The following is an 18,557-nucleotide window of genomic DNA, read 5'->3' as shown; positions in this document are numbered from 1 at the left end:
TCCTGCACTGTTTTTTGCTGTTTTTTATTTCAATGAAAAAAGTTATAGGATAATTGAAGTTGTGGCTTATACTTAACCATCAAAATATGGTACTATTTTTACTGCTTGTCATACAATTTTAATCCTGCTTTAACCTGCAAAATAAAATGGCCATCTTTCACTTGAATTGCTGCAAAAATCATTACTTTCAAACATCCGAATCAAACATTAAAATCCTACCATATTATGGGTGTATTACAAATTAAAAAAGCAGCAAAAAAGTACGATGCCATTATTATTGGCTCCGGTGCCGGTGGCGGTATGGCTGCTTATGTGCTGGCCAATGCAGGCTTAAAAGTATGTTTATTAGAAGCCGGACCCAATTACGATCCGGCTATTAATTCTGATCAGTTAAAAAATCCATGGGAGTCACCCCGGCGTGGCGCCAGCACCAAGTTTCGTCCTTTTGGCGATTTTGACGGTTGCTACTGGGGCTGGGAAATTGATGGTGAACCTTATACCCATGCCAATGGTACCAAATGGGATTGGTGGCGTGCTAGAATGGTAGGTGGCCGCACCAACCACTGGGGAAGAATTTCGCTACGTTTTGGCCCTAAAGATTTTAAAAGAAAAAGTATTGACGGCCTGGGTGATGACTGGCCAATTGGCTATGAGGATGTGAAACCTTACTATGATAAAATTGACCGCTTAATTGGCGTATTTGGTACCAATGAAGGTTTGCCCAACGATCCGGATGGTGTTTTTTTACCACCCCCCAAACCAAGGCTGCATGAATTGATGCTGCAGAAATCAGCAGCAGGTATTAATATTCCGGTAATTCCCTCTCGTTTATCTATTTTAACCAAACCCATTAATAAAGACCGTGGTGCCTGTTTCTTCTGCGCTCAATGCAACAGAAGCTGCAAAGTATATGGCGATTTTTCTTCTTCTTCTGTATTGGTAAAACCTGCAATGGCTACCGGTAATGTTGATTTAATTACCAATGCTATGGCAAGAGAAGTACTGACCGGTAGCGACGGACTGGCTACAGGCGTTTCCTATGTTAATAAAACGGATATGCTGGAATATCAGGTAATGGGCAGAGTGGTTATTTTAGGGGCCAGTGCCTGTGAAAGTGCTCGCTTATTACTCAATTCTAAATCGAGCCGGCATCCCAATGGGCTGGCCAATAGCAGCAATGTGGTAGGAAAATATTTACACGATTCTACAGGCGCAGGTATGGGTGGGGTATTGCCACAATTATTTGACAGAAAACGATACAATGAAGACGGTGTTGGCGGTATGCATGTGTATACGCCCTGGTGGTTAGATAATAAAAAATTAGATTTCCCCCGTGGCTATCACATTGAATATTGGGGAGGCATGCAACAACCTGCCTATGGCATTGGCATGGGCATACAATCTTTAAACGGAAAATTTGCAGTACATGGTAAAACCAAAGAAGCCGGCGGTTATGGTGCTTCATTAAAAGAGGATATCCGCTTTTTTTATGGCGCCAGTTTTGGAATGGCCGGCAGGGGCGAAGCCATAGCAAGAGCCGACAGTTATTGTGAAATTGACCCGAGTGTGGTAGATAAATTCGGTATTCCTGTACTGCGTTTCAATACTACTTATACCGATTATGAAATTAAACAAGCCAAACACATGCACGAAACCTTTCAGGAAATTATGCACCAAATGGGTGCCGTTATAACCTGGGGTGCAGATAATGGTCCGCACAATAACTGGGGTCTTGCAAATCCAGGTAATATTATACATGAAGCCGGCACCGTTAGAATGGGTAATGATCCTAAAACATCTGCGCTGAATAAATGGAGTCAGGCGCACGATTGTAAAAACGTATTTTGTGTAGATGGCGGACAATTTGTATCACAGGCAGATAAAAATATTACCTGGACTATTCTTGCTTTATCTATGCGTGCCAGTGAATATATTATTGACCAAATGAAAAAACAAAATATTTAATGGGAAAAAGCAGAAATGATATGGATGCAAATGTGCATTTCAGGCAGTATTGTAATGCTGCTGTGCAATTTTATGGCACCAACAGCTTACTGATACTGATTCTTGCCACTCAACAATCTACAATTCATACAAAATAATATTTTATGGACAGAAGAAAATCTATTAAAGCATTATTCATTACTACTGCCTCTGCAGGCGTGTTGGTAGAAGCCTGTAAAAATGCAGATAAAAAAGTTACCGATGCTTCTACATTAAGTGCCAACCCTTTCCTTGGTCCCGACAGAATGGCGGAAGAAAAAAAACACTATGAAAAAGTAGCAGCAGAAAAGTTTTTTGATGAGCATGAAATGGCCACCATTGCCATTCTTTCAGATATTATTATTCCGAAAGATGAAGTAAGTGGAAGCGCAACTGAAGCAAAAGTGCCTGAATTTATTGCGTTTATTGTCAATGATATGCCCGAACACCAATTACCCTTAAGGGGTGGCTTGCGTTGGTTAGATATGCATTGCCTCAATAAATATGGCCATGCTTTTAAAGATTGCACGGCACAACAACAATTAGAAATGGTAGATGCTATTGCTTATCCTAATAAAGCAAAACCCGAAATGTCGCAAGGGGTTTCTTTTTTTAATAAAATGCGTGATTTGGTGGTAACCGGTTTTTATACCTCAGAAATGGGTGTGAAAGATATTGGCTATATGGGTAATGTGCCCAACCAATGGAATGGTGTACCCGATGATGTGTTAAAACAATATGGGCTGGCTTATTCAGAAAAAGAAATGAAAGAATGTGCCCATTACGATAAAGCGTAATTACTATTTTTAAATACACAAATGCCGCTCCATTTATATTTCAGAGCGGCATTTTTATGATGTATTCTATCAGCCTTTATCTTACTTCACTTCCATTTTCAGTTACATCTTCGGGATGTATAAAATGTAATTTGCCTTTACTGTCTTCAGCCATTAATATCATGCCATTACTTTCAATACCCCTCATTTTTCTCGGTGCTAAATTGGCCACAACGGTTACCTGTTTACCAACAATGGCTTCCGGTGTAAAATGTTCTGCAATGCCCGATACAATGGTGCGTGTTTCAAAGCCCATATCTATTGTTAATTGCAATAATTTATCGGCCTTGACCACTTTTTCGGCTGCAACAATTGTCCCTACTCTAAAGTCTAATTTTGCAAAATCATCATATACAATTTCCGGTTTTAGGGGCTTGTATTCAGGTGCTGTAGTTTCCATAGCGGCTGTGTTGTTTAAAGGTTTACTTTGTGTTTGTAGTTTTTGTACTTGTGCGGCAATTTCTTCATCTTCTATTTTTCTGAACAACAATTGCGGTGCTCTTAATGAATAGCCAACTCGCAATAAATTTAAACTACCGGCATTTTGCCATTCTAACATTTTCTCTACTACTTTCATCATGTGCAACATTTTGCCGGCAGTATGCGGCAGAAAGGGGTTGATTAAAATAGCCAGATTGGCGGTTAGTTGTAAGCTTAAGTGCAAACAATTGTCAATCAGTTGCTGACTAATAGGATCTTCTGCAACATTTCCTGCTTTCTTCCAGGGTTCTTTTTTCTGTAAATACTGATTACCTTTTCTTGACAGGTCAATCACTTCAAATAATGCATCTCTGAATTTATATTGTTCTAAATTTTCTTCCACTTTTGTTTTTGCCTTTTGAATATCGGCAATTAAAGCGTGGTCTGTTTCATCTAAATGTACATTGTGTAACTGTGGCACCTTTCCGTTGCATAATTTATGCATCAGCACAAAAGTTCTGTTCACAAAATTTCCAAATATGGCCACCAGTTCGCTGTTGTTCCTGTCTTGAAAATCTTTCCAGGTAAAATCATTGTCTTTTGTTTCGGGGGCATTGGCACATAACACATACCGCAGCACATCCTGTTGTTCAGGAAAGTCTTTTACATATTCATGTACCCAAACAGCCCAGTTGCGTGAGGTAGATACTTTTTCGCCTTCAATATTTAAAAATTCATTGGCCGGCACATTATCCGGTAACACAAAATTACCGTGTGCTTTCAACATGGCCGGAAATATAATACAATGAAATACAATATTATCCTTGCCAATAAAGTGTACCAATTTAGTATCTTCTTTACACCAGTAATCTTTCCATTGCGGGGTAAGTTCTTTGGTGGCAGAAATATATCCGATAGGGGCATCAAACCAAACATACAATACTTTTCCTGCCGCATCGGGTAATGGTACTTTTACGCCCCAGTTGCTGTCTCTCGTCATGGCACGTGGCTGCAAACCATTGTCTAACCAGCTTTTGCATTGCCCATATACATTGTTCTTCCATTCTTTGTGCCCTTCAATAATCCATTCTTTTAACCAGGGCTCATAGTTTTGTAACGGAAAATACCAGTGTTTGGTTTTCTTTTTAACAGGTATGGCATCGCTTAAAGTACTGCGTGGATGGATCAGTTGCTCCGGACTTAATGAAGTGCCGCATTTTTCACACTGATCGCCATACGCAGACAGACTGCCGCACACCGGGCAGGTGCCGGTAATATACCGGTCAGCCAGAAATGTTTGGGTGGTTTCATCAAAATATTGTTCGGTTTCTTTTTCTTCAAATAAACCTTCATTATACAATTTTTTAAAAAAAGCGGCAGCAGTTTCATGATGCACTGGATTAGAGGTACGGGAAAAAATATCAAATGCAATGCCCATTTGTGCAAAGCTTTCTTTGATCAAAGCATGGTATTTATCTACTACTTCCTGCGGTGTTATGCCTTCTTTCATAGCACGTATCGTAATAGGTACCCCATGTTCATCACTTCCACACACAAATTGTACATCCCTTTTTTGTGCTTTCTGGTAGCGCACATAAATATCTGCCGGTAAATAACAACCCGCCAAATGGCCAATATGCACCGGGCCATTTGCATAGGGAAGGGCGGCGGTTACCAATAATCTTTGATAGTTTTTTGTAGTCATCTATATCACTTTAATCAACTTCCGTTGCGTCGCACACCTGTACTGTAATGCGCTATGCGGCAATTGAGCCCGCAAAAATAAGCATTACCCGCAAGTATGCGGCATTTATCAATGAATGGTTCTTTTTTTAATATATGATGTTGCTCACGCTTTTGTTTTAACTTGCTCTTTTAATTCTTTCATCTTTTATAATTGCAACCATGCAACTTTATAAAATTTCCATTGCCCTGTTTGTAACAGGAATGGTATGCGCAGTATCCGGCAAGGCACAGCAAATACAAGTTAATCAGTTGGGCTATGGTACTCTTGCCCCCAAAATTGCCGCTGTATGCAATATGGCACAAGGTAGCCGCTTTTATCTTACCGCATTGCCAACAGGTGATACGGTTTATACCGGGCAATTGTTACCTGCCAGGTTAGATCAGTATGCCAACCAAATGCCGGTGCAATTGGCCGATTTTAGTGCCTTTCAGCAACCGGGTAGTTATCGGCTATTAGTGACCGGGGTACAAAACCAACCTGTTATCAACATTAACGCACAGCCTTTTTATATGGTTGGTAAGGCACTCATCAAAGGCTTTTATTATCAGCGCGCCTCAATGCCCTTATTGCAACAATATGCAGGCATCTGGCAAAGGGCCGAAGGGCATCCCGATACTTTGGTAATGATTCATCCATCCGCTGCAACACCACAACGCCCGGCAGGTAGCACTGTTTCAGTGCCCGGCGGCTGGTACGATGCAGGCGATTACAACAAATACATCGTAAATTCTGGCATAACGGTAGCCACTTTGCTGAGCGCTTATTCCGATTTTGCACCATATTTCGATAGCCTTGCACTCAATATTCCGGAAAGTAACAATTGGTTACCCGATCTTATTGATGAAGTTTTGTACAACCTGCGTTGGATGCTCACCATGCAGGATACCGATGGCGGTGTATACCACAAATGCACCAATGCTGTTTTTGATGGTATGGTAATGCCCAATGTAGCAACGCAACCCCGTTATATAGTACAAAAATCTACTGCTGCTACCTTAGATTTTGCTGCAGTAATGGCTCAGGCAGCCAGATTATTTGCCAAATGGAATCAGGAATTACCGGGCTTGTCAGATTCCTGCAAACAGGCCGCTGTACATGCCTGGCAATGGGCCGAACTGCATCCCAATATCGATTACCGGCAAGAGCAAATGAATACAAAATTTAAACCCGCTATTACAACGGGCGCTTATGGCGATACCCAACTGTTAGATGAATGGTTTTGGGCAGCAGCCGAACTGGCAGTTACCACTAAAGAGGCCGTGTATGCCAATTGGCTGTTGCAATATAAAGTGCCTCCCGTTACCATTCCTTCCTGGAGCCAGGTAACAGCGCTGGGTATGTATAGTTTGTTGGAACACCGCAAAGCATTGCCTCAAAAATTGTTGCCGTTAACCGATTCGCTTTATGCTGTATTCATAAAAAAGGCAGATGACTTGTTGCAACATGCCAATGGGGCCATGCATACGGTAATGGGACAATCGGCCAACGATTTTATCTGGGGCAGCAATGCTGTTGCAGCCAATCAGGGTATTTGGTTATTGCATGCTTTTATGCTCACCGGCCAACGACGCTACATCAACGGGGCGCTATCCAATGCCGATTATTTATTGGGCCGCAATGTCACAGGATATTGTTATGTTACCGGCTTCGGTTCAAAAAGTCCCATGCATCCGCACCATCGGCCTTCTATTGCCGATGGAATTGAACCTCCTGTTCCCGGATTATTGGTGGGTGGTCCTAACCCCGGTAAACAAGATGGGCAAATCTATCCCAATACTTTTCCTGAAACTGCTTATACTGATAATGATAAAGCCTATGCCTGCAACGAAATTGCTATCAACTGGAATGCACCGGCAGTATATTTATTCAATGGATTATCTTACCTGGCAACACTGGGGGTATGGGGAAAGTAAAGCAGTACGGTGTATGAATATTTTTGCTGAATGAAAATTATATTTCATAAAATGCTTATTATTGAAAGTAAAAGGCAGTAAAGCTCTGCTGCCAACCATTTGCTATGCAACAAAAAGTACTGCTGATTTTACCTTGTTACAATGAAGAAACAGCTTTGCCAGGTCTGTTATCCGAGTTGGCAGCTACCTGTTTCCCGGAAAATTATCAGGTAGATGTGCTGGTGGTCAATGATTGTTCGAAAGATGGAACAGCACAAGTGGCCCGCCGTTTTCAGGTAACATTGGTTGATTTACCCATGAATCTGGGTATTGGCGGTGCCGTTCAAACAGGTATTAAATATGCGTACCGCAATGGCTATGATATGGCCATTCAGTTAGATGGCGATGGTCAGCATCCACCTAATCAGGTACAGGTTTTATTAGCGGCACAAAAAGAACAACAGGCCGATGTGGTTATTGGTTCGCGTTTTGTGGGTAACGGTGGTGGGTTTCAGTCGTCATTGATTCGCCGAATGGGCATTCGCTATTTTCACTGGCTCAACCGTTTGTTTACCGGTAATAGAATATTCGACAGTACTTCGGGCTTTCGGCTCCTCAACCAAAAAGCTATTGCACTTGCGGCTGCCTATTATCCCGATGAATATCCTGAACCTGAATCATTAATCTTGTTTTCTAAAGCCGGTTGTACCATTGTTGAAGTGCCGGTATTGATGCGTGAACGGCAGGGCGGAGCATCTTCTATTGGAAAAACCGCCTCTGTTTATTATAGCTTAAAAGTTACACTGAGTATGTTTTTTACCTTTATTCGTCATTCAAATTCATGATTATGATACGCATTCAAATCCTCACTATTGTTACCAATATTTTATTCTTAGCTTATATTGCCCGCTTAATTGTAAAAGGGAAATTAAGGGAGGAATATGCCATTGTATGGATTATCTGTACTTTATTTATCATGGTATTTTCTTTTTGGCGGAAGGGATTAGATATAATGGCACATTTGCTGGGTGTATATGAAGCCCCGAATCTGGTATTTACCGGTGCTATTTTTGCCATATTAATTTACCTGTTACATTTAAGTATTGTGGCTTCCAAATTGCAAAACGATATTAAACAGTTATCACAGGAAATTGCCCTGATGAAAACAAAATTAGAGCACACCGATGCCAACCATTAACAACACTCATTCATTACACTAACAACAACTGATGTACTACGATAATAACTGGGCAGCCATTATACCCATGGCCAATGAGGAAACAGATTTTGATGAGTTTATACAGGAATTGACAGCCGTATTAAACCGACTGCAAACCGGTACCGTTTATTTGGTGGTAGATACCGTTTCAAAAGACCGCACTTTAGAACTTTGCCGTGCATTATCGAAAAAAGATGCAAGATTTATTACGGTATTTGCTCCTGAAAATAAAAATGTGGTAGATGCCTATATCCGTGGATATAAAGAAGCGTACCATAAAGGTCACGATATTATCATTGAAATGGATGCAGGCATGAGCCACGACCCCAAAGCCATCCCCATGTTTTTGCGGGTATTGAATGAAGGAAATGAATGTGCTTTCGGCAGTCGGTTTATTAATGGAGGTTCTATGGTAAAATCACCGCCATCCCGGGTATTTTTATCGCGTACCGGCACTTTTTTATCGAACCTGCTGTTGGGTACAAAAATGTATGATATGACTTCCGGTTACCAGGGGTTTCATGCTTCCATTGTTAAAAAAATCATTGAGTATCCTTTGTTATCAAAAGCGCACTTTTATCAAACGGAAATCAGGTATTTATTGCGCCATTCAAAATATGCTGAAATTCCTATTCACTATCAGGCGCCTTCGCCCAGTGTTTCTAAAAAAGCAATTAAAAATTCAATTGAAGTGTTGTGGCATTATTTTGTCAATCGTTTTTCAAAACGTTCTCCCAATCAATTATAAATCATGCAACAAAAAATTAGTCTGGTCATTACCTCAATAGCAGCCCCCAATGAAGTGCTGAAAAGCTATGCTGTATTATGTAAACAACATAATGTAGACTATATTGTAATTGGTGATACCAAATCGCCCAATGATTTTTTTATTGAAGACTGCCAATTTTTATCTATAGAACAACAAAAGCAGGTAAATGAACTCTTTGCTGCATTGTTACCTGTAAAACATTATGCCCGAAAAAATATTGGTTATTTACTGGCCATGCAGCAGGGCAGTACCGTTATCATAGAAACAGATGATGATAATTTTGGTACGGAACATTTTTTCAATTTTTTTCCGCTGCAAACCACACAGCCCGTTTATGAGGCTACGGGTAATTGGGTAAATGTATATCAACATTTTACCGATAAAAAGATATGGCCACGAGGGCTGCCGTTAGATCGTATTTTAGATACACCTGCCGGCTTCCAGCAAGCTGTTCCGCAAACCATTACAGCACCCATTCAACAGGGTTTGGTCAACGATAATCCCGATGTAGATGCGGTATACCGGTTGGTGAGTGATGTGCGGATTACCTTTGATGCCAATAAACAAATTGCATTGGGTAAACATTCCTGGTGTCCTTTTAACAGCCAGAATACGGTTTGGTATGCAGAAGCTTTCCCGTTATTGTATTTACCTTCTTATTGCAGTTTTAGAATGACAGATATATGGCGCAGTTTTATTGCCCAGCGCATTGCCTGGGAAAACAACTGGCACCTGCTGTTTTATTCACCAACGGTGTGGCAGAAACGTAATGTACATAACTTAATGCGCGACTTTGAAGAGGAAATACCCGGTTACCTGCACAATGAACAAATAAAGCAAACATTAGATGGGTTACAATTAAAAAGCAGCAAAGCTCATTTAGGCGATAACTTGAAAAAATGTTATGATGCTTTGATTCAACTGCAATTGGTTGGTGAACAGGAAATGCCATTATTGGAGGCCTGGTTGCAGGCATTGCGGTGAAATTAGCTTGATGCTTATTAAAAGCAATTTTAGGATACAGCAGGACGTATCAATTTTGTAAAGCAAAGATTGTAAAATAACCCATACATGAATACTAAGTTAAAAAATACTTTGGTTCTTTATTTACCTGTTATTACCATTGTATGGTGTATAATAATGCTGGCTTCATTAAAAACCGGTTGGCTCAATGCATTCTTTTATGATGCTGCGAATCTGCAGGTACAGGGTATTGACTATTTTGCTTTGCCCAAAACTTTTTTAAATTTAAAAGCAGGAATCAGTATGTTCGATACTTGGGGTGGAGTACCTTATGGCCCTTATGCAACCTGGTATTTGGGGCATCCTGCTTTTGGGGTATTGGTGTGTAGTTGGTTTGCATTTTTTGCACCCTGGACAAGTTACTGGTTGTTTGTTGGTTTTTCTTTTTTACTGATGCTGTTTGCTGCTTGGTTAGTAGCTGAAAGAGCGGCTTCCTTTTTGTCAAAAAGATTGGCCTGGTTGCTCATGTTATTTGGTTTTCCTACTTTCTGGATGTTTTATGTAGGAAATATGCATGCGCCATTAATATTGGCATTAACATTTATTTTTTTGGCAATAGATACTTTTTCTTTTACAGAACTAACTGATACAAATATTCAACAGGCGAATCGTTATCTGATGGCGGGTTTATTGATTTCTTTTTTTACAAAACCCATTGTTTTACTAATGCTCCCATTGTTATTGTTGCTGAAACAAACCCAAAAAACTACGCTTGTTTGCTTAGGTATTTATGCTGTGGTTTCTTTTCTATTTATCGTTGTTCCCGTATTAAATCCGGAAGGAATTGGTTTGGAAAAACTGCTGAAAGTGGCAACTGATTTTGGATTCATAAAAAACAACATGAACATTTACCAAAATCATTTTGTGTTGAATGCATACATGAAGGACAACAGTATTCACTGGCTGAATTTGATTGCACAAAGCGATTACAGGTTAATGCATGTAGATGTATTTTCTTTTCCCGTATTTATAGATACTTTATTGGGCTACCCATTGAATGCAGCTTGGTATAAATTGCCTATATATCTTACTATATTGTTATCCTTTTTGGTCCCATTTATATCAAACAGACAAATGAAATTTCAAACTGCCTTATTGTTATTAATGGCCATTACATTCACTTTTTTTCTGAGTTATAATACAGTGTGGGAGTATCAATATGCTTCTGTTGCACCCGTTTTGGCGTTATTTCCTGTTTTATATGAAAGAAATGTTTTTTATAAAAAATGGATTCCTTTGCTATTTGTTTCAGCGGTGATTATTGATTTACCCAATCTCTATTTCTTATTGCATGGCAAATTAATTACAAATAATTTGCTATTATTAATCCGATTCAACAGGGTAATACCTGTTGTTGTTATGTTTATTGTGATGATAAGCCTCATTATACAATCATTTTTCAAGAAAAATAAATAAGTTGGTGTGTATTTTTTCTGTACTCCTATTGTTCTGATCTGAATATAACTGTCATCCATTCATTCATTTATTTTTATCTATTCATTCTTTTTATAGGATGGGTTAATGAATCATTATTTTAAAATTTGGATGCATCATCAGTTGTTGCAAATAATCTTTTCTGTAATAACCCACACAACAATATTCAGGATATTGCAGGTTGATAACAGCCGCCAACTGATATTTGTCTCTAAACATCATATCATTGAATAGATCTTTAAAAATTAAATTATCCCAACTCTTTCTGTCGGTATAATAATTGTCAACTGCCTGCAAATTTACATTTGTTGGCTTGGGTGTTTGTGCCATCAATATGTCAGGCGATAAATCATAGAATACATTTTTATTAAAAGATTCATGTCCTTTAGGACCTTCCTCCTGACTTGTCCGATTTAGTGCGGTCTAAGAATTTTTGTGATAATTTCTTGTAGATGATTCGGCACATGAGCTCTCATTCTTATTTCTTTTTTGGTTATTTTATTTATTAATCGGGCATCTGTGATCTTTTTACAATGGGTTAAAAATGCTCTTATGGACAATGTTGCTGTTATTTCAATATGTTTTGATATAGCTAATGCCATAAAGCAAATAAGTATATGTAATTGTATGGGCTCTTCTTTAAAATGGAAAATTGGGCGAGTTTGTAAATCGTTTTTTGAGACCCTAAATGCTTGTTCTACTTTATATAAATCATGATAGCGACTTATTATGGTTGCATTATCGGCAACAGCTTCTTTAATGTCTGTATAATATCCTTTAATCCCCAGTAGCTTTGTGGTTTTTTCAATAAGCTTTTCGTTCAGCATCATATTACTATCGCCTGATTTGAGGTATTTTACCCTCTTCATTTTTGAGGGTTGAGTCAGCATCAATTTTGCTCTCTCTATTTGCCTGTTCATCTCAAATTTATCTTTATTATAGCGCTTTTTAGAGAAGCTACAAATTAGATAGCCATTTTCTGTTTTAAGCCGAATCACGCTCCCATCTATTTTTGGAAGTTTCGCATCTATTGTTTCCAACAAGTGGGCCGACACATTACCTAGCCTTGCACCTACTATATAGTTGATTTTTTCTACTCTCAATGCCTCCACATTTTCGGTACTTATCATGGCTGCATCAGCAACGACCGTAAAGTTTTCTACTTTATGTTTTTTGATAAAAGATTTAATGACAGGAATCAACGTATGACCCTCAAATGTATTACCTGAAAACACCTCATAACTTACAGGAAAGCCTTCGGGTGTAACCATGAGTGCCACCACAATTTGTGGTTGTTGCGACTTGTTGTCTTTAGAAAATCCATTCTTGCGAAGTTCGTCCTCCGTAAATGTTTCGAAATACAGGGTCGTAACATCATAGAACAATAAAGAAAAATCAAATCCATATTGTTTTCTGGCAAAATCAAGCGTTTTTTTCTCTATTCTTTCCTTTAAAACAAGCCATTTATGTGCTGATTCATAAAACTGTTGCCTGCGGTGTTTAATGCCAAAATAAGATTCTATTAACTCAATAGAACGAAGTTTGGAACCAGGCTCAACGATTCGAATCACTACAAAATCATTCAACAAAGCATCCGCTTCTAAAGTATAACCAATTTGGTGCTGCACGGCTCTCAATACATCGTACAAATAAGTAAGGTAAATCCCTATGAATTCACATTGACTAACCAATACTGCCTCCTCGCCAGGTTTGGAATCTTCAAATAGATATAATTGTTTGGTATAATCAGCAATAAATAGCCTGGCCATTTCTTCCAGGGCAAATATTTCTTCGTTAGTAGTTCCTGAACCAATATGTTTGATGATAACCCGTTTACTGTTTTGATAATGATAAACTTGTACAGAACGAGAATTTCCCTTTGTTTTTACAATTCTAATGTGTAGCATTTGACCTGGTTAGTGCGGTCAAAATAGATAAAAAGTATCATAAGTAGTTGATTATCAGAAACTATTTGTTTGGATTATGGAAAGGCGGACAAGTCAGGAAAGAAATGTTTTTTATAAAAAATGGATTCCTTTGCTATTTGTTTCAGCGGTGATTATTGATTTACCCAATCTCTATTTCTTATTGCATGGCAAATTAATTACAAATAATTTGCTATTATTAATCCGATTCAACAGGGTAATACCTGTTGTTGTTATGTTTATTGTGATGATAAGCCTCATTATACAATCATTTTTCAAGAAAAATAAATAAGTTGGTGTGTATTTTTTCTGTACTCCTATTGTTCTGATCTGAATATAACTGTCATCCATTCATTCATTTATTTTTATCTATTCATTCTTTTTATAGGATGGGTTAATGAATCATTATTTTAAAATTTGGATGCATCATCAGTTGTTGCAAATAATCTTTTCTGTAATAACCCACACAACAATATTCAGGATATTGCAGGTTGATAACAGCCGCCAACTGATATTTGTCTCTAAACATCATATCATTGAATAGATCTTTAAAAATTAAATTATCCCAACTCTTTCTGTCGGTATAATAATTGTCAACTGCCTGCAAATTTACATTTGTTGGCTTGGGTGTTTGTGCCATCAATATGTCAGGCGATAAATCATAGAATACATTTTTATTAAAAGATTCATGTCCTTTAGGACCTTCCTTTATGGCATCTGCATGTGCCATAAGTGTATTATTCAAACCCATCATATCATACACATTGCCTTTGTATCCATAGGCAATGCCTCCGGCAGAGCCGTAACCAATGCTTGGTAAACGATTTTCAAAAATAACAGATAAATGCCGGCCATTCTCTCGCTCATTAGCGGCTATATAAAATTCATTAAAAATAGAGAATTGGTAATTGTTGTATGAATTTGAAAATTGCTGGCTATTTTTAAACTTATTCCAATCATATATTGCAAAAATAAAAATTGCTACTCCCAATACCCCCATGTATGCAGCTATTTTTTTAAAGGAGGATAACTGCGATAAAATAAATACAGGACTAATATAAATGAAATATAATAATGGATAAATGGGTTGGTACATCCTAAATCCTCTAAAATGATCGGCGCCTTCTAAAATGGGAATAAGCAGACCGGTTATACTAAATATAAAGATAATTATACATGTTAAAAATTTATTATTTTTACTTCCTCGAATAAATTGATAGCCTATCCATACCATATCAATTACTAAAAATGGAATCAATTGAAAGCCATATAAGTGTAAAAAGTTCCAAAAATATTGAGCGCCATCACCAATGGTTTGTGTAATAGAAGCAGAAACTTTTGCATAAAAGGTATTGGGTAGTGGATAACCAAAATAAAGTATCCTAAACAGGGTTAATAATAGAAAACTGCCAAAATATGCCATAACAGGCCAGGTTAATAATGCTGTTAACTGATAAAAAGATTTATTCTTTTGGTAATAAATAAATGCATACAATACAATAAACAAAATACACCAAACAATGCCTTCCGGCCTGGTTAAAATAATTGCAACAATGAGCAGGGCTAACCAAATGGCCATCTTCTTTTCATCAATGGCATCAGTTAATGCTAAATGAATCAAATAACTGAACGCTGCTATAATTATAAAACTATATAAGCCACTATCCATCAGCGATACAATATTCCATGTAAAATACAGCGGGTTACTGAAAAGCCAGAGTAACAAACCTGCCTGCAAAAACAAGGTATTGATTTTTTTAAAACTTAGCTTTATGGCAATTGTTGCTATCGATTGCATTAACAACACAATGCTCCCAAAAGCTAAAAACAGGTTAACAAGAAAAATATATGCTTCGGGATTGGGGCTAAACAAATAACATGCACTGCAAATAAAAAAATATAACAAACAGGTAAAACCTTCTACATGTTCGCCCCCCACATTGTAAACAATACCGGCACCAGTAGTAAAATTTCTGGCATATACAAACAAGATATTTGCATCATCTGTTCCTGCCAAAGGCTGATTAATGTATTCAAATGACAGATAGCTGCCCGCTGCGATGCATACAAAAGTGAGCAGTATGATTACTAAATTGTTTTTGATGTATGGCATGGTGATAAAAATGAAAAAAATACCGGGAATATTGGTACTTTAAATGATATACATGATATACACTTATTATTGAACTGCTATTGTGGTGCATTATCTTTTTTTTCCTGTTGTGCCCAGTTAATGTTGTTTTTTACTAATTGATTGGATGGGTCGGCAGCTAATGCTTTATTAAACATTTCAATTGCTTTATCATAATCTTTTTTTAATACCATTGCGGTACCAATATTGTTGTAATAAACAGCTTTATTTTCCGGAAATTTATCTATGCCTAACTGCCAGGTGGCCATACTTTTTTCATAATTTCCTACCTGTAAATACAATAAACCTAATTGTACAAAATAACCTGCATCTCTTTTTTCAAGCGTAATAGCCTGCATGGCCTCAATGGAATTCAGGGCTTTGTTCTTTTCATCTAAACCCCATTTTAAATTGTTTTTTGCCAATTGAAAACTGGTATCAATCTGAATGGCTTTTGTACAGGCCTCAATACCGGTTTGATAATTTTTTAATAGAATGTTGGCCACACCTAAATTGTTGTAGGCGGTAGCATTTTTAGGATCTTTTTTAATTAAATCGGTTAAAGGTTTTACAGCTTTTCCGGGCATATTATTGTTTATGTAAGCCACAGATAATGCAATAACATTGGCAGAGGTTGGATTGCTGTTTGCTAATTGTTCTAATGCAGCTATATCAGTATCTTTTTTTTCAACTGCTATATTGTTTTTATTTTTGGGTGCACTGGAAAATAGAATAACCAATGGAATACTTAATACAATAACAACGCCTGCAATGATTAATAATTTTTTTACTGCAGGTTTCAATTCTTTCTCCTCTGGTTGTAAATTGGATGTATTTTCTGTCATAATTTAAGTTTTTTATAAGTTATGTGATGCATTTGATCTAATATATAAAAGTATTGAGTGGGTGGCTATTTTTTTGGTGATTGAATAAATTTGTTGGCTAATTGCAAATTATTAATTGCCAGTTGAAAGTTGGGCTTTAAAGCAATTGCTTTTTGAAGTGGTTCAATGGCCTTATTATATTGGTGCAGCCCAATATAAGCCGAGCCAATGTTATTGAGCGCTTCCGGATAATTGGGTTTTAACTGTAATGCCTTTTCTGCGGCTCTGATACAGCTTATATAATCTCCTTTTTGGTAATAGCCCAAGCTAAGGTCTAAATATTTACCCGCATCTGGTTGTTGGTCTATTTGTGCTTCCTGCATGGCCAAGCCACTTTTTTGCGCTAATGCCATTACCAAATATTCTTTTGCCGTTGCATTATCGGGTAAAATAGTTAAGGTATTATTGGCCAAATCTTTCAGCAATGTCCATTGGGCAGTTTCACTGTAGGCTTTCATCAGCAGTGTTCGGGCGTCCATATGTGCCGGCGACAATTCAATTGTTTTAACAAAATAGGGAATGGCTGCTGCATATTGTTGATGATTTATTAAAAACCTGCCATAAAAAAACCAGCTCTCCGGATAGGCAGGGCCTAAAGCCAATGCTCTTTTAAAATAAACGGCTGCTGCGGTTGTATCACCCTTTATGTCATTTATAATACCCAAATTAATTTGCAAAGCATGGTAATTGGGTAATAAATGCAGGGCTTCTATAAAATATTGCTCTGCCGTTGCATAATCGCCTTTTGCCATTTGGGTTAAGCCATAATTCATGAGGCCGCGGCCATTTGCGGAACTGTTTTCTGTTACATTTTTCCAAAGGCTTTCTTCTGTATGCCAAACTGCATTGCGTTGTATGGTGCCATAAGCATATACAGATAAAAAAAGCATTGCAAGAATAGCTAATGTTGCTGTATAGGGTAATGCTTTTTGTTGGAACCAGATTTTTACTGGGGTTAATACCCTGCCCAGGGTCCATACCACGCTAATCATTAAACCAATATAAGGAAAGAAAATACGATGGTAGTTCAATACTTCTGCCAAAGGAAAAATACTGGATGTTGGAATTAATGCCAGAAAAAACCAGATAATACCAAAACTAACCGGCCGCCAGTTTTTGTACATAGAGGTAATCATGGCAATGAGTACCAATGCCAATACAAATAGCAATCCTGCAAAAAAACGGGGGTCAGTAATACCGGATAATAATCCCCAGTCGGTATCTGCACTTAAATGTACGGGCACAAAAAATATTCCGAAATAATGGGCAATAATATAGGGTTGTGTAAGCAGGTATTGTATGGCAGAAGTGCCTCCGGGTACCCAGGTGGGGGGCGTCATCCAATCAATGAACCCATACATGAATCCACATACAAAAAATGCCGGAATTACCTGTTTGGTAAGTTGCCTGATTTCACTACTGTATTTTTTTTGAAATAATTGCCCTATACTTAACCGGTATTCGAAATAAAGAAGATAAATAAAAAAAATTGGTGCAAACATTATGGTTGTTGGTTTTGCCAATGAACCCAGAATAACCGGCAGCAGGTACAGGTATTTTTTTCTGTATTTTGGAAAATACTGGTACACTACAAAGGCCAATACCACAAATAAGGTAGATTGTAAATCGCTGCGGGCAATAATATAATTAATGGTTTCTGCATTAGCGGGATGAAGCATATACCAGGCTATACCAAAAGCCGCCAGCCAGTAATTTTTTTGTGGATTGGGCTGCACTAATTCAAATAACTGCCAGATAAAATAAAACATTAGTATGCCCTGCAGCAGAAAAACAATAAAATCATCCATCTGAAACCAAAAGGGATGGTAGCCATCGGCTAACCAATAATCAATGGCTAACGATAAACTTACCAATGGGCGGTACGACTGATTTTGTGGCAGGGAACTAAATGTAGTACCATCCGTAAAAAAAGAGGGGGCGTTTTTTAAACTGCGGACGTAAACATTGTTTAAAATAGTGTGTGAATCATCAAAATGGAAATCATTCTGAAAATGATTCCAATACACCAGCGTTGTGAGCATTACAATGGATAAAAGCAGGTATACATGCTTGTGTTCCTTCATATAAATAAATAGTTTACAGGGTTGCTGCCATTTGAATGGATAATATGTAAATATATATAATGATTCAATTTTATTCATGGTAAATTTCAATATTCTTTTCAAAATTTTTAACAGCTTTTGTAACGATATTCAAAAATATCAGCTCATAGCGTTAACAATCTTACCTAACAATTAAAATAAATTTAGTGTAGTTACTGTAACTTTTTTGTA

15 protein-coding genes are annotated in these 18,557 nt (G+C 37.7%); 9 read left to right on the top strand and 6 right to left on the bottom strand.

Features of this window, described 5'->3' with window-relative positions:
* The first annotated feature begins 225 nt into the window (after window positions 1-225).
* From AC3QLY_RS15915 to AC3QLY_RS15905, 3 genes are read left to right on the top strand one after another with little or no spacing between them, the layout of a single operon-like run.
* Window positions 226-1,965 (top strand): GMC family oxidoreductase, encoded by a 1,740-nt coding sequence (locus tag AC3QLY_RS15915; protein ID WP_074419000.1) that lies wholly within the window; start codon window positions 226-228, stop codon window positions 1,963-1,965.
* Window positions 1,965-2,102, top strand: a complete 138-nt coding sequence (locus tag AC3QLY_RS15910; RefSeq protein ID WP_179853184.1) for a hypothetical protein — start codon at window positions 1,965-1,967, stop codon at window positions 2,100-2,102. Before AC3QLY_RS15915 ends, AC3QLY_RS15910 begins: the two co-directional genes overlap by 1 nt.
* Window positions 2,103-2,108: 6 nt before the next feature.
* Window positions 2,109-2,780, top strand: coding sequence for a gluconate 2-dehydrogenase subunit 3 family protein (locus AC3QLY_RS15905; RefSeq protein WP_074419001.1), 672 nt, complete (start codon window positions 2,109-2,111; stop codon window positions 2,778-2,780).
* A gap of 76 nt (window positions 2,781-2,856) precedes the next feature.
* On the opposite strand, the gene metG is transcribed toward AC3QLY_RS15905, so the two are convergent.
* Window positions 2,857-4,944 carry a methionine--tRNA ligase gene (gene metG, locus AC3QLY_RS15900; protein WP_218330677.1) on the bottom strand — a complete coding sequence of 696 codons (2,088 nt, stop codon included), beginning with the start codon at window positions 4,942-4,944 and terminating at the stop codon, window positions 2,857-2,859.
* A 200-nt stretch (window positions 4,945-5,144) separates the two neighbouring features.
* On the opposite strand from metG, the gene AC3QLY_RS15895 reads away from it, so the two are divergent.
* From AC3QLY_RS15895 to AC3QLY_RS15870, 6 genes are all read left to right on the top strand, one after another.
* Window positions 5,145-6,899 carry a glycoside hydrolase family 9 protein gene (locus AC3QLY_RS15895; protein ID WP_074419003.1) on the top strand — a complete coding sequence of 585 codons (1,755 nt, stop codon included), beginning with the start codon at window positions 5,145-5,147 and terminating at the stop codon, window positions 6,897-6,899.
* Between the two features lie 104 nt (window positions 6,900-7,003).
* Window positions 7,004-7,723: a glycosyltransferase family 2 protein gene (locus AC3QLY_RS15890; RefSeq protein ID WP_074419004.1), complete on the top strand. Its 720-nt coding sequence runs from the start codon at window positions 7,004-7,006 to the stop codon at window positions 7,721-7,723.
* A 2-nt stretch (window positions 7,724-7,725) separates the two neighbouring features.
* Window positions 7,726-8,076, top strand: a complete 351-nt coding sequence (locus tag AC3QLY_RS15885; protein WP_179853185.1) for a DUF2304 domain-containing protein — start codon at window positions 7,726-7,728, stop codon at window positions 8,074-8,076.
* A gap of 31 nt (window positions 8,077-8,107) precedes the next feature.
* Window positions 8,108-8,845 (top strand): glycosyltransferase, encoded by a 738-nt coding sequence (locus tag AC3QLY_RS15880; protein ID WP_218836721.1) that lies wholly within the window; start codon window positions 8,108-8,110, stop codon window positions 8,843-8,845.
* A gap of 3 nt (window positions 8,846-8,848) precedes the next feature.
* The gene (locus tag AC3QLY_RS15875) at window positions 8,849-9,850 is read left to right on the top strand and encodes an STELLO glycosyltransferase family protein (RefSeq protein WP_074419006.1); all 1,002 of its coding nucleotides are present in this window, start codon (window positions 8,849-8,851) and stop codon (window positions 9,848-9,850) included.
* 87 nt (window positions 9,851-9,937) lie between these two features.
* Entirely contained in the window at window positions 9,938-11,305 is a 1,368-nt protein-coding gene (locus AC3QLY_RS15870; RefSeq protein ID WP_288072221.1) for a hypothetical protein, read from the top strand.
* Window positions 11,306-11,407: 102 nt separating this feature from the next.
* Here AC3QLY_RS15870 and AC3QLY_RS15865 read toward each other — a convergent pair whose 3' ends face one another.
* The 5 genes from AC3QLY_RS15865 to AC3QLY_RS15845 form a co-directional block, all read right to left on the bottom strand.
* Window positions 11,408-11,653 (bottom strand): hypothetical protein, encoded by a 246-nt coding sequence (locus AC3QLY_RS15865; protein ID WP_492990091.1) that lies wholly within the window; start codon window positions 11,651-11,653, stop codon window positions 11,408-11,410.
* Between the two features lie 83 nt (window positions 11,654-11,736).
* Complete coding sequence (locus AC3QLY_RS15860) at window positions 11,737-13,230, bottom strand: IS1634 family transposase (RefSeq protein ID WP_074419367.1); 1,494 nt, start codon at window positions 13,228-13,230, stop codon at window positions 11,737-11,739.
* Window positions 13,231-13,642: 412 nt separating this feature from the next.
* A complete protein-coding gene (locus tag AC3QLY_RS15855) occupies window positions 13,643-15,361 on the bottom strand; it encodes a hypothetical protein (protein ID WP_074419683.1) in 1,719 nt (572 codons plus the stop codon).
* A 77-nt stretch (window positions 15,362-15,438) separates the two neighbouring features.
* On the bottom strand, window positions 15,439-16,224 hold the full coding sequence (locus tag AC3QLY_RS15850) for a tetratricopeptide repeat protein (protein ID WP_492990089.1): 786 nt from the start codon (window positions 16,222-16,224) through the stop codon (window positions 15,439-15,441).
* A 65-nt stretch (window positions 16,225-16,289) separates the two neighbouring features.
* The gene (locus tag AC3QLY_RS15845) at window positions 16,290-18,347 is read right to left on the bottom strand and encodes a tetratricopeptide repeat protein (protein ID WP_288072216.1); all 2,058 of its coding nucleotides are present in this window, start codon (window positions 18,345-18,347) and stop codon (window positions 16,290-16,292) included.
* Window positions 18,348-18,557: the final 210 nt, after the last annotated feature.

This window comes from Hydrotalea sp. GW822-HT8A01, assembly GCF_058798575.1.
This window is presented reverse-complemented; position numbering and strand designations above follow the sequence as displayed.